Source organism: Microbispora sp. KK1-11 (assembly GCF_006874435.1).
GTDB lineage: Bacteria > Actinomycetota > Actinomycetes > Streptosporangiales > Streptosporangiaceae > Microbispora > Microbispora catharanthi.
This window is the reverse complement of sequence record NZ_VIRJ01000008.1, coordinates 226,856-238,835: the sequence shown is the minus strand read 5'-3', so window position 1 is coordinate 238,835 and position 11,980 is coordinate 226,856. Positions and strand designations below refer to the sequence as shown.

11 protein-coding genes are annotated in these 11,980 nt (G+C 73.0%); 7 read left to right on the top strand and 4 right to left on the bottom strand.

Annotation, left to right across the window (positions count from 1 at the left end):
• Window position 1: 1 nt before the first annotated feature.
• A complete protein-coding gene (locus FLW16_RS14890) occupies window positions 2-859 on the bottom strand; it encodes an alpha/beta fold hydrolase (protein WP_142560593.1) in 858 nt (285 codons plus the stop codon).
• Window positions 860-1,010: 151 nt separating this feature from the next.
• Here FLW16_RS14890 and FLW16_RS14885 point away from each other — a divergent pair, with 151 nt between their 5' ends.
• Window positions 1,011-1,877 carry a helix-turn-helix transcriptional regulator gene (locus FLW16_RS14885; protein ID WP_142560592.1) on the top strand — a complete coding sequence of 289 codons (867 nt, stop codon included), beginning with the start codon at window positions 1,011-1,013 and terminating at the stop codon, window positions 1,875-1,877.
• Window positions 1,878-2,055: 178 nt separating this feature from the next.
• Here the strand turns inward: FLW16_RS14885 and FLW16_RS14880 are convergent, their stop codons facing one another.
• Entirely contained in the window at window positions 2,056-3,732 is a 1,677-nt protein-coding gene (locus FLW16_RS14880; RefSeq protein ID WP_142560656.1) for a 2-isopropylmalate synthase, read from the bottom strand.
• A gap of 309 nt (window positions 3,733-4,041) precedes the next feature.
• Between FLW16_RS14880 and FLW16_RS14875 the strand changes: the two genes are divergently transcribed.
• Entirely contained in the window at window positions 4,042-4,734 is a 693-nt protein-coding gene (locus tag FLW16_RS14875; protein WP_142560591.1) for a FadR/GntR family transcriptional regulator, read from the top strand.
• Window positions 4,735-4,786: 52 nt separating this feature from the next.
• Here the strand turns inward: FLW16_RS14875 and FLW16_RS14870 are convergent, their stop codons facing one another.
• Window positions 4,787-5,602: a GDSL-type esterase/lipase family protein gene (locus tag FLW16_RS14870; protein ID WP_142560590.1), complete on the bottom strand. Its 816-nt coding sequence runs from the start codon at window positions 5,600-5,602 to the stop codon at window positions 4,787-4,789.
• A 171-nt stretch (window positions 5,603-5,773) separates the two neighbouring features.
• Between FLW16_RS14870 and FLW16_RS14865 the strand changes: the two genes are divergently transcribed.
• A complete protein-coding gene (locus FLW16_RS14865) occupies window positions 5,774-7,000 on the top strand; it encodes an isochorismate synthase MenF (protein WP_260615275.1) in 1,227 nt (408 codons plus the stop codon).
• A gap of 49 nt (window positions 7,001-7,049) precedes the next feature.
• Here FLW16_RS14865 and FLW16_RS14860 read toward each other — a convergent pair whose 3' ends face one another.
• Window positions 7,050-7,670: a YigZ family protein gene (locus FLW16_RS14860; protein ID WP_142560588.1), complete on the bottom strand. Its 621-nt coding sequence runs from the start codon at window positions 7,668-7,670 to the stop codon at window positions 7,050-7,052.
• A gap of 132 nt (window positions 7,671-7,802) precedes the next feature.
• Between FLW16_RS14860 and FLW16_RS14855 the strand changes: the two genes are divergently transcribed.
• Genes FLW16_RS14855 through menC form a run of 4 tightly spaced genes read left to right on the top strand, consistent with a single transcriptional unit; the run spans window position 7,803 to window position 11,944 of the window.
• Window positions 7,803-8,852, top strand: a complete 1,050-nt coding sequence (locus tag FLW16_RS14855) for a dipeptidase (protein WP_142560587.1) — start codon at window positions 7,803-7,805, stop codon at window positions 8,850-8,852.
• A complete protein-coding gene (locus FLW16_RS14850) occupies window positions 8,849-9,964 on the top strand; it encodes a M20 family metallopeptidase (protein ID WP_260615274.1) in 1,116 nt (371 codons plus the stop codon). Before FLW16_RS14855 ends, FLW16_RS14850 begins: the two co-directional genes overlap by 4 nt.
• Complete coding sequence (locus tag FLW16_RS14845) at window positions 9,961-10,785, top strand: GNAT family N-acetyltransferase (protein WP_142560586.1); 825 nt, start codon at window positions 9,961-9,963, stop codon at window positions 10,783-10,785. The genes FLW16_RS14850 and FLW16_RS14845 overlap by 4 nt, the downstream gene beginning before the upstream one ends.
• A gap of 58 nt (window positions 10,786-10,843) precedes the next feature.
• Window positions 10,844-11,944, top strand: coding sequence for an o-succinylbenzoate synthase (gene menC, locus FLW16_RS14840; protein ID WP_142560654.1), 1,101 nt, complete (start codon window positions 10,844-10,846; stop codon window positions 11,942-11,944).
• The last annotated feature ends 36 nt before the right edge of the window (window positions 11,945-11,980 follow it).

Below are 11,980 nucleotides of genomic sequence, written 5' to 3'. Positions count from 1 at the left end.
ATCACCGCTCTTCCTTGTTCGGACAGGTATCGGGGGTGCCGGTCCGGCAGGCCTGGTCGTCGAGCACCTGGTGAAGTCGCTCCGCGGTCGCGCGCGGGCGGAAGACGTATCCGTTGTGCCCGCCGGGGAACATCTCGCAGGCGATCCCCAGCTCCTCGGCGAGCAACCTGGCGCACCTGTGCGCCCAGATGTGGCCCGAGTTCTCACCGGCAGCGGGCACGATACGGACGGGTGAGTTCCTGAGCCCGGTCAGGTCGAGAGCGTGCGTCCGTACGGCCGGCGCGTCGTGGGTGAGGAAGAACTCCAGGTTGGGCAGCTGTTCCGGCCCCGGAACGCGCGTCTCGACGTCGGACTCGCGGTCTGTCGGGTCGATGCCGGCGAACGTCGCGAACCTGCGCAGGGCGGGGAAGGCGCCCTCCGCCTTGAACGTCTCCTCGGCTCCGAGCAGGTCCTCGACGGCGCGAGCGCGCTCCGGCTCCGGCAACAGCTGGATGACGGGCGGTTCGTGCGCGACGACCACGCCGACCTGCCCGGGGTGCCTGATCGTGAGCTCCAGCGAGATCAGCGCACCCATGCTTCTGCCGAAGACGTGGGCGGGTTCAGTGGTGAGTGCGGAGAGCAGGTGGGAGATGTCGTCGGCATGCGTGGCCGGCGTCGGTCCGGGGGCGTCGGTGGTGCTTCCGGACAGGCCACGGCGGTCGTAGGTCAGGACGGTGTACCTGTCGGCGAGATGACCGGCGAGAGCCTCGTTCACGGCGGCGTCCCCATGCCCTCCGGCGACGAGCACGAGCAGGGGGCCCGAGCCACGGACGAAATGACGCAGCCGCGCGCCGGGCACTTCCAGCACGGATTCCCTCATGAGACCGCCTTCATCGTTTTCCTCGTCGGGATGGGCCGTGAACGGCCAGGGCTCGACTATGCCTCCGCCGTCGACGGGTCAGAAGCGGAGCGGTCTCCCTAGGATCGACGGTCCCAGGATGTGTTCGACGAACGGTGATATCACTAGCGATATGGGGATTCACCGCGACGACCTCGCCGACTTCCTGCGCCGGTCGCGAGAGCGGCTGAGTCCACGGGACGTCGGACTGGTCGAGGGGCCGAGGCGGCGTACGCCGGGACTGCGCCGCGAGGAGGTCGCGGCACTCGCCAGGATGTCGGCCGACTACTACATGCGGCTCGAGCAGGCCAGGAGCCCGCAGCCCTCGGTTCAGGTGCTGGCGGCGCTGACGCACGCGCTGCGGCTGACCACCGATGAGCGGGACCACCTGTACCTGCTCGCCGGGCACCGCCCGCCGGAGGGAGCGCGGGCCGGGGAGTACCTGCGGCCGAGCATGCTGTACCTCCTCGACCGTCTGGACAGCGTCCCGGTCCAGGTCCTGAGCGACCTGGGCGACCTGCTGGCGCAGAACGACATGGCGCAGGCGCTGTTCGGGTGCGTGTGCAGGGTGGCCCGGGAGGACCGCAACATCGTGCTGCGCTGGTTCACCGAGCCGGACGTGCGCAACCACTTCGCGGCCGAGGAGCACGAGGAGCACTCCCGGCAGCTGGTCGCCGACCTGCGCGCCGCGGTGGCCCGCCGCGGGAACGACGCGGCGGCCCTCGCACTTGTCACGCGGCTCCGCGCGGCCAGTGCCGAGTTCGCGGCGCTCTGGGACCGGCACGAGGTCGCGGTCCGCAGGTCACACCCGTACCGGCTCGTGCATCCCGAGCTGGGCAGGATCGAGTTCGACTGCGAGGTGCTGGCGACGCCTGCGACGGACCAGCGGCTGCGGGTCTTCACTCCGCCGCCCGGCGGCACCGAGGCGCTGGACATGCTGCGCGTGCTCGGCCCTCAGCACCGGCACGACACCGCCTCGACACGCACGTCCCCGAACTAGGACACCCCGACGAGACGGCGTTTCGCCGTCACCGCAGCCGGTGCGGGGCCGCCAGGGCCGCATGCCCGGGCGCCGGGCGAGCCGGATCCTGCGCCGCCTCTTCGGCGCCTTGCCCGCCTCCCACCTGGGCAGGCGAGCAAGGCCACCGAGACTCGCCGGGGGCGGGCGGATCGCCCGGTCACCCCTGCGAGCGGTCACCCCGCTGCCCGGCCAGGGCGCGGTTGACGGCCGCGAGCACCGCCCGGGCGGACGCCGTCACGGCGTCGGCGTCCTCGCCCGCTCCCCACGCGGGGGTGTCGCCGACGCGGCACCGGGCGTAGGCGACGGCGCCGCCGTCCGCCGGATGCCCGCCCTGCCAGAGCACCTCCACCGCGATTCCGGACGCCTCCAGCGCGGCGGTGAGGGCGTCCACGGGCTCCGCGCCGGCGCCCTCGCTGTCGCGCCCGTCCCGCCGGACCAGGCAGTGGAAGCCGCCGTCGCCGGCGGTCCACGACGACAGCGTGACCGGCCCGTCCTCAGGCATGTACGCGGCGCGGAACAACTGGAGCAGGTCCTTCGGCGTGGCCTCCCGCCCGCTGCGGTCCGTCGCGTCCTGCACGACTTGGGAGAACTCGGCGCGCAGCGCCTTCGGCAGGTCGAGCCCGTGGTGCGCCTGGAGGAGGTGGGCGATGCCGCCCTTGCCCGACTGGCTGTTGACCCGGATGACCGCCTCGTACGTGCGGCCGACGTCGGCCGGGTCGATGGGCAGGTAGGGCACCGACCAGGGCGCCTCCCCCACCGGCACGCCCCGCTCGGCCGCCGCGCGCTCGTGGTGGGCGAGGCCCTTGCTGATCGCGTCCTGGTGGGTGCCGGAGAAGGCCGTGTAGACCAGGTCTCCCCCGTACGGATGCCTCACGTGGACCGGCAGCCGGTTGCACTCCTCGACGGTCCGCCGGATGACGTCGATGTCGGAGAAGTCCACCATCGGGTCGACGCCCTGCGCGTACAGGTTCAGCGCGAGGGTGACGAGGTCGACGTTCCCGGTGCGCTCGCCGTTGCCGAACAGGCAGCCCTCGACGCGCTGCGCCCCGGCCAGTACGGCGAGCTCCGCGCAGGCCACCCCCGTGCCCCTGTCGTTGTGCGGGTGGACCGAGAGGATGACCGCGTCACGCCGTTCGAGGTGGCGGTGCATGTACTCGATCTGGTCGGCGTACAGGTTGGGCGTGGCGATCTCGACGGTGGCGGGCAGGTTGTGGATCACCGGCCGGTCAGGCGAGGCGTCCCACAACCGGGTGAGGCCGTTGCAGACCTCCAGGACGAAGTCGGGCTCGGTGCAGTTGAACACCTCGGGGGAGAACTCGAACCGCACCGCCGTCTCCGGCATGGCGTCGGCCAGGCGCGCGATGTGCTCGGCCGCCTCCCTGATGAGCGCGTGCAGGCCGGCCCGGTCCTGTCCGAGCACGATGTCGCGCCAGACCGGCGCGGTCGCGGTGTACAGATGCACCACCGCGCGCGGCATGCCCTGGATGGAGGCGAAGGTCTGCTCGATGAGGTCGCGGCGGGCCGCAGTGAACACCACGGGGGTCACGTCGTCCGGCACCGCGCCGCGTGCGGCCAGGTGGCGGACGAAGTCGAAGTCGGTCCGGCTCGACGACGGGTAGCCGACCTCGATCTCCTTGAACCCCATCGCGACGAGGAGGTCGAACATGCGGCGCTTGCGCGGCGTGTCCATCGGCTCGGCCAGCGCCTGGTTGCCGTCGCGCAGGTCCACGGGCACCCACAGCGGGGCCCGCTCGATCCTGCGCCCCGGCCAGGCGCGCCGGATCTCGGGAATCTCGACCCGCTCGTGCGCGGGCCGGTAGCGGTGGTGCGGCATCGCGCTGCCCCGCTGGGGATTCCAGGTGGGCGCATCGGCGGGCACCGGGCCGTCCGGGGTGCGGAGTGTGGGGAAAGGTGCGCGGGTCGTCGGGACGGGAGTGGGGACGGTGGTCACAGAGTCGATCCTTTGGTCGGTCTGCCGGCGACCGGCGGCACGGCACCCCGCGGCGGGGCGCCGGTCTCGGATCAAACCCCGCCGCGGCGGCCGAGAAGCAGGCCGGGAAGACGGCCGAAGGACCAGTGCGACGACATGGCGGCTAGACTAACCACAGGACAACTCCTCAGACAACCTGAGAGGTGAGATTCGATGGCGCTCGGCGCACTCCACCGCAGCCCTCTGGTCGACCAGGCCGTCGAGAGCCTGCGCGAGCAGATCGCGGAGGGTCGCTGGCCGGTCGGCACCCGGCTGCCCGGTGAGACGACCCTGGCCAAGACCCTGGGCGTGGGCCGCTCCACCGTCCGCGAGGCCCTGCGCGCGCTGGCCGGAGCCGGGCTGGTGCAGGCGCGGCAGGGCGCCGGTGTCTTCGTCATCGCCACCAGTCCCGCCGAGGACTGGACGGCCCGCCTGCGCCGTGCGGCCGTGGCCGACGTCTACGAGGTGCGCATGCTGGTCGAGGTGCAGGCCGCCCGGCTGGCGGCGCGGCGCCGTACGCCGGACGACGTGACGGCGCTGCACGCGGCGCTGGAGGCGCGGCGGGCCGCCGCGCGGGAGAGTGACGCCGCCTTCGTCGACGCCGACATCGCCCTGCACGCGGCCGTCGTCGCCGCCGCGCACAACCCGGTGCTGACCGACCTGTTCGCCGAGTTCGTCCCCCGGCTGCGCGAGGGTCTGGTCGCCCTGGTGGACCTGCTCGACCTGCGGACGGGCGACCCGAACCCGGGAGACGACTCCCACGCGGCGTTCGTCGGAGCCGTCGAGCGCGGCGACGCCGACGGCGCGGGCCGCGTGCTGCAGGAGGAACTGGAGCAGACCCTCGACCGCCTCCGCCGCGCCGAATGAGTCAGCGCGGTTGAGTGAGCGCGGTTGAGTGAGCGCGGTTGAGTGAGCGCGGTCAGGGCTCGACGTCGGAGAAGAAGCCGGCGTCAAAGGTGATCTTGGCGAGGGCCTTCTGCCCGTCGGCGTTGGGGTGGAAGTAGTCCCAGGCGCTCACCTGCTTCAGGCTGAACGGGTAGGAGAAGACCGCGCCCCCGTCGTAGCGGCAGGCCGGGCCGTAGCTCTCGCACGCCTGCGCGAGCTGATCGTTGTAGTCCATCACCCGCTCGCGCACCCGGTCGCGCCTGGCCTCGTCCTTCTTCGCGGTGGACTTGGGGTTGGCCAGCATCGACTGGCAGATGTGGCCGATCCCCCAGAAGACGCGTGCCCATCCGTTGTCCTTGCCGACCCGCCACAGGCGCTTGACGTCCGGGATGCTCGCGACATAGACCCGCGCGCCGGTGGGCCGCAGCACGTCGAAGGCCGCGTCGATGTTGCGCCGGAACGCGGTCACGGGGGTCATCTCCTTCTCGGAGCCCACGCAGGCGTCCTGCGCGCCGATCAGGACGGTGACGTAGCCGGCCCCGGCCTGGACGGCCTGCCGCGCCTGCCCGGCCAGGTCGGCGCTGGTCGCCCCCGGGACGGCGAAGTTCAGGTTGTGCCCCTTGATCGCGCTCCCCATGGCGAGCAGGCGCAGATAGTGGCTGTTCACGGACGGCGAGTCGCCCGCGGACCACGAGCGGGACGTGCAGGCGACATACCAGCCGCAGGCGTTGAACCCCGCGCTGATCGAGTCGCCCAGCGCCGCCATCACGGCCGGGGTCGTACTGGCGTGGGCGCCGGTCGGCACGAGCAGGACGGCCGTGGCCAGGACCGGCGCGATCTTCTTGATCATTGGCACCTCCGGGAGATCAAAGGTAGGGATCGCGTGGAGGTGCGCTCTATCGCCACCAGGGAAGGCGGGCCTTCCATGACCAAGTTCCTATCGCGGCTTGACAGAGGGAGCCCGCGAGCGCAAGGGGGGTCTCTTGTCGAACATGTTCAGATCCTGCGTAGAGTGAGTCGGGTGACTGTCGCTCTAATCCGGCCCCTCGTGGTTCGCACGGTCGCGGTCAGCGACCCTGACGATCTGCTGGCGCGTCTGCCCGACGCCGCGCCGTACGCCTGGATCAGACACGGTGAGGGACTCGTGGGCTGGGGGGAGGCGGCACGGGCCGCGGTGCCGCCCGGCCCCGGCCGGTTCGACTGGGCGCGCGGCTGGCTCTCCTCGCTGTTCGCGGGGGCGCTCATCGAGGACGAGGTCGGCGTGCCGGGCTCGGGACCGGTCGCCTTCGGCTCCTTCACCTTCGACGGCGACGCCCAGGGGACCGTGCTGGTCGTCCCCCGCGTGGTGCTCGCCCGACGGGACGGCCGCGCCTGGCTCACCACGATCGGCGACAGCGCCTTCGACCTGGTCACCCCACCGAGGGGGCCCGGCCGCATCCGGTACGCCGACGGCTCGCTGACGGCGGCCCAGTGGGAGCACCGGGTCGCGCGAGCCGTGCGGCGGATCAAGGAGGACAGCCTGCTGGACAAGGTCGTGCTCGCCCGCGACCTGACGGCCGTCGCCGAGCGGGACATCGACCCCCGCGTGCTGCTGGGACGGCTGGCCGAGCGCTACCCCGAGTGCTACACGTTCTCCGTGGACGGGCTGGTCGGCGCGACGCCGGAGCTGCTGGTGCGGCACACCGGCCAGGCGGTGGAGTCGCTGGTGCTCGCGGGCACGACGGCGCGGGGCGGCGGCGCGGCCGACGACGCCGCGCGCGCCGCCGCGCTGTACGCGTCGGAGAAGGACCGCCACGAGCACGCCTGCGCGGTCGCGTCGGTCCGGGAGGCCCTCACCCCCCTGTGCTCGGAACTGCACGTCCCCGACGAGCCCGAGCTCCTGGTGCTGCCCAACGTGCAGCATCTGGCCAGCCGGGTCACCGGGCGGCTGTCCGACGGCGCGTCGGTGCTCGACGTGGTGGCGGCCATGCACCCCACGGCCGCCGTCGGCGGAACGCCCACCAGGGCCGCGCTCGGCGTCATCCGCGAACTGGAGGGCATGGACCGCGCGGGCTACGCCGGACCGGTCGGCTGGATCGACTCGCGCGGCGACGGCGAGTGGGGCATCGCGCTGCGCTGCGCGTACGTCTCGGGCAGGCGCGCCCGGCTGTTCGCCGGCTGCGGCATCATGGCCGGGTCGGACCCCGCCGCCGAGCTCGCCGAGGCGCAGGCCAAGCTCCGCGTGATGCGGTACGCCCTGGAGGGGTGACGCGCGTCTCCTCGTCTCAGCGAGCGAGGCGGGCGAGGCGGGACTCGCGTCAGCGAGCGAGGTGAACGGTGCCGCCGAGCGCGGTCACGGCCCGCCCGGCGGTGACCGCCGCGATCCACTCCTCGAAGACGGGCAGCCGGTCCTCGGCCACCGCCACCTCGAAGGCGACCCGCGCGCCGTAGTCCACACCGCGCAGCGCGTACGGCGAGGCGCGCAGGTCGCTTTCCAGCCTTCCGGCCTGGGCGTGGCCGACCGACACGGTCACGACCGCCGCGGGGACCATCTCGACCACCTCCGCCCGGTCGAGCGTCTCCCCCACCGCACCGCCGTACGCCCGCGCGAGGCCGCCCGCGCCCAGCAGCACCCCGCCAAAGTAGCGGGTGACGACGGCGGCCACGTCGGCGAAGCCGCGCCTGGTGAGCATCTCCAGCATCGGCGTGCCGGCCGTGCCGCCGGGCTCCCCGTCGTCGTCCGCCCTGCGCACGCTCTCACCGACGACGTACGCCGAGCAGTTGTGGGTCGCGTCGGCGTAGAGGCGCCTGCGCTCGGCGACGAACTCCCGCGCGGCCTCCTCCGTCGCGGCGGGGGCGAGCGCGCAGACGAAGCGCGAACGGCGGATCTCGATCTCGTGCTCGACGATGTCCCTGATCGTCCGGTACGGCGCTGCCACGGGGTCAGCTTATTCAGCGGACCGCCTTTACAAAGTAATGTGAGGCGTTTGTGCGGGCGGACGAACATCACGCCGTTCTTTGGTGAGACCGGACGAATTGCCGCGCTCTCTCCCTGCCGTACCGTCAGCGGGGTGTCAGTCGAACTCCCCTCCTCCTTCCACCACCGCGCGGTCGTCGCGGACACGCACAACGACCTGCTGATGGCGGTCGCGGAACGCCCGCCGGCCCGGTGGGCGGAGTTCTTCCGGGAACGGTGGCTGCCCCAGCTGCGGGACGGCGGAGTGGACCTCCAGGTGCTGCCGGTCTTCGTCGACGACCGCTACCGCCCGGAGGGCGCGCTGCGCCAGACCCTTCGCATGATCGAGTGCGCGCACACGCTGGCCGAGGGCAACGCCGACGCCGTACGGCTGTGCCTGGACGGCGCGCAGGTCGACCGGGCGCTCGACGACGGCGTGATCGCCCTGGTCCTGGCCCTGGAGAGCATGCCCGGCCTGGACTCCTCCGTCGAACTGCTGCCCACCCTGCACCGGCTCGGCGTACGGGTCGCCTCGATCGCCCACTGGGGACGCACGCCGCTTGCGGACGGCAGCGGCGAGGACGCCACCGGTGGCCGGCTGACCCACGCCGGGGTGGCGGCCGTACGCGAGATGGAACGGCTCGGCATGATCTTCGACGTCTCCCACCTGGGCGCACGCGGGGTCGAGCACGTGCTGGAGCTGGCCGGCCGCCCGGTGATGGCGACGCATTCGTCCGCCCGGGCCCTGCGCGACCACCACCGCAACCTCACCGACGACCAGCTCCGCGGCGTCGCCGCCACCGGCGGGGTCGTCTGCGTCAACTTCTTCCCGGTCTTCCTCGCCGAGGATCCGGCCGACCACACCGTGGACCGGCTGGTGGACCACATCGAGCACGTCGCGGAGGTCGCCGGGATCGACCACGTGGGGCTGGGGCCCGACTTCGTCCGCGAGGTGCTGCACGACGTCACTCCCCCGTGCTGTGAGGACTTCGGCTTCGACGGAATCGACCCCGGCGCCGCCCTGCCCGGGCTGGACGGGCCACGCGGGCTGCCCCTGGTCACCGAGGCCCTGCTGCGGCGCGGCCTGCCCGGCGACGACATCCTGAAGATCCTCGGCGGCAACGTGCGGCGGCTGTTCCGAGCCGAGCTGGGCAGGCCCCGGTGACGACGACGGTGAATGCCGCGGCCATGCTCGCCGACCTGGAGGAGCTCGTCTGCTGCGAGTCGTTCTCCGCCGACCATGAGGCGGTGGCCCGCAGCGCCGCCGTGGTCGCCGGCCAGGGGCGCCGCCTGCTCGGTGTGCCTCCCGAGACGATCGTGATCGACGGGGTGACGCACCTGCGGTGGAGCTTCGGCGAGCCGCGCGTGCTGCTGCTCGGTCACCACGACACGGTCTGGCCGATCGGCTCCCTGCGTACGCGGCCGTGGTCGTTCAGCGGCGGGATCGCGCGGGGACCCGGAGTGTTCGACATGAAGGCCGGGCTGGTGCAGATGTTCCACGCGCTGGCCGCGCTGCCCTCCCCCGACGGCGTGTGCGTGCTGGTCACCGGGGACGAGGAGGTCGGGTCGCCGTCCTCCCGCGCCCTGGTCGAGGAGTCGGCGCGCGGCCGCGCCGCCGCCTTCGTGCTGGAGGCGAGCGCCGAGGGCGGCGCGCTGAAGATCGCGCGCAAGGGCATCTCGGCGTACGAGATCGTGGTGCACGGCCGGGCCGCCCACGCGGGCCTCGACCCCGGCAAGGGGGCCAACGCCGGAGTCGAGCTCGCCCACCAGATCCTCGCCGTCGCCGCGATGGCGGCCGCGGACGGCCCGGGCGGGACCCTGGACGGAACGACGGTCACGCCCACGCTGCTGTCCGGCGGCACCACCATGAACACCGTGCCCGCGCTGGCCCGCCTGGCCGTGGACGTCCGCGTGCCGACCGTCGCGGCCCAGCTCCGCGTGGACGCGCTGATGCGGGCGCTGTCACCCCGGACGCCCGGCATCCGTCTGGAGGTTCTCGGCGGCCCGAACCGCCCGCCGCTCGAACCTGCCTCGTCGGCCGGCCTGTTCGCGCTCGCGCAGCGGGTCGCCGCCGGCCTCGGGCTCGCTCCCCTCACGGGCGCGGCCGTCGGAGGCGCGTCGGACGGCAACCTCACCGCCGGGGCCGGCTGCCCGACCCTGGACGGGCTGGGCGCGGTCGGCGGCGGCGCGCACGCCGACGACGAGCACGTGGTCGTGGCCGAGATGCCGGGCCGTGCGGCGCTGCTGACCGGCCTGATCGAGGCGGTGCGCCGATGAGCGGCCTCGGCGACCTGCGTCTGCGGGAACTCCACACCATCGAGGAGTTCGAGGACGTCTGCCGCCTGTTCGGCGGCATCTGGCGGCCGGATCCCGGAGGCGAGCCGATCACGGTGGAGATGATGCGGGCGCTTTCGCACGCCGGCAACTACGTCACCGGGGCCTACCTGCACGATCGGCTGGTCGGCGCGTCGGTCGGGTTCGCCGCGGCCCCGCCGCGGCGGGCGCTGCACTCCCACGTCACCGGGACTCTCGCCGGGTGCGGCGTCGGCTTCGCGCTGAAGCTGCACCAGCGGGAGTGGGCGCTCGACCGAGGCCTGGAGACAATCACCTGGACGTACGATCCGCTGGTGCGCCGCAACGCCCACTTCAACCTCGCCAAGCTCGGCGCGCGGCCCGAGGAGTACCTGCCGGCCTTCTACGGCACCATGGGCGACGCGATCAACGCCGGGGACGAGTCCGACCGGGTGCTCGCCGTCTGGCACCTGGCCTCGCCTCCCGTGCTCGCCGCCGTACGGGGTGAGCCGTCCCCGGTGGAGATCCCGCCGGACGCCGTCGTTGGACTGGACGACGACGGCGGCCGGCCCGTGCGGGGCCGCACCGACGCCGAGACGGTGCTGGTCGCCGTGCCCAGGGACATCGAGACCCTGCGCGTGACCGATCCGGCCGCGGCCCGGGCCTGGCGGCTGGCCCTGCGCGAGGTGCTCGGCGGCCTGCTGCGCGACGGCGCCCGGGTCACCGGATTCCACGACAGGTCCTGCTACGTCGTCCGCCGGGGCGCCCGCGAGGAAGGGAGAGGCGGCGCAGGCCGCGCACTGTGATGACACCACGCGGATGGAGACCACGGGCATGACGAACACGGGCATGACGAACACGGGCATGAAGATCACTGGTATCGAGCTGCGGCGGATCGCGATGCCGCTGGTCGCGCCGTTCCGCACGTCCTTTGGCACCGAGACGCGGCGTGACGTACTGCTGCTGCGCGTCGTCACGCCCGACGCCGAGGGCTGGGGCGAGTGCGTGGCGATGTCCCAGCCGCTCTACTCCTCCGAGTACGCCGAAGGCGCGGCCGACGTGCTGCGCCGCTTCCTGATCCCCGCGCTGCCCTCGCGCCCCGGGCCGTACGCCGTCAACGAGGCGCTGCGCCCGATCAAGGGGCACCGCATGGCCAAGGCGGCGCTGGAAACGGCCGTGCTGGACGCCCACCTGCGCACCACCGGGCAGTCGCTCGCCGGCTTCCTCGGCGCCACGAGGAGCCGGGTGGCCGCCGGGGTCTCGGTCGGCATCATGAACTCCGTCCCCGAACTGCTCGACGCCGTCGCCGGCTACCTGGACGAGGGCTACGTCCGCATCAAGCTCAAGATCCAGCCCGGCTGGGATCTGGAGCCCGTACGCGCCGTGCGCGAGCGTTTCGGACCCGAACTGCCGCTGCAGGTCGACGCGAACGCCGCCTACACCCTTGCCGACGCCCCGCAGTTGGCGCGGCTGGACGAGTTCGGCCTGCTGCTCATCGAGCAGCCGCTGGCCGACGACGACATGGTCCAGCACGCCCGGCTGGCCGCCGCGATCAGCACCCCCGTGTGCCTGGACGAGTCGATCGAGTCCGCCGAGCACGCGGCGGCGGCCATCTCCCTCGGCGCGTGCTCGGTGATCAACATCAAGCCGGGGCGGGTGGGCGGTTACCTGGAGGCCCGGCGCATCCACGACCTGTGCCGCGCCCACGGCGTGGCGGTCTGGTGCGGCGGCATGCTGGAGACCGGGATCGGCCGGGCGGCCAACGTCGCGCTGGCCGCGCTTCCCGGCTTCACCCTGCCCGGCGACACCTCCGGTTCCCGCCGCTACTACAGCACCGACATCACACCGCCCTTCGAGCTCGAGGACGGGCATCTGACCGTGCCCACCGGCCCGGGCATCGGGGTCGAGCCGATCCCGTCGCTGCTGGACGAGGTCACCGTCGCCACCGAGTGGATCCCGCTCTGACACCCGCCGGCACCCGGGCGGCCCGCCGGCGACGGC

Bases quoted from the DNA above. Each gene is read 5' to 3' on its own strand.
- FLW16_RS14890 (WP_142560593.1), bottom strand. From the start codon at position 859: ATGAGGGAATCCGTGCTGGAAGTGCCCGGCGCGCGGCTGCGTCATTTC.
- FLW16_RS14885 (WP_142560592.1), top strand. From the start codon at position 1,011: ATGGGGATTCACCGCGACGACCTCGCCGACTTCCTGCGCCGGTCGCGA.
- FLW16_RS14880 (WP_142560656.1), bottom strand. From the start codon at position 3,732: ATGCCGCACCACCGCTACCGGCCCGCGCACGAGCGGGTCGAGATTCCC.
- FLW16_RS14875 (WP_142560591.1), top strand. From the start codon at position 4,042: ATGGCGCTCGGCGCACTCCACCGCAGCCCTCTGGTCGACCAGGCCGTC.
- FLW16_RS14870 (WP_142560590.1), bottom strand. From the start codon at position 5,602: ATGATCAAGAAGATCGCGCCGGTCCTGGCCACGGCCGTCCTGCTCGTG.
- FLW16_RS14845 (WP_142560586.1), top strand. From the start codon at position 9,961: ATGAGCGGCCTCGGCGACCTGCGTCTGCGGGAACTCCACACCATCGAG.
- menC (WP_142560654.1), top strand. From the start codon at position 10,844: ATGAAGATCACTGGTATCGAGCTGCGGCGGATCGCGATGCCGCTGGTC.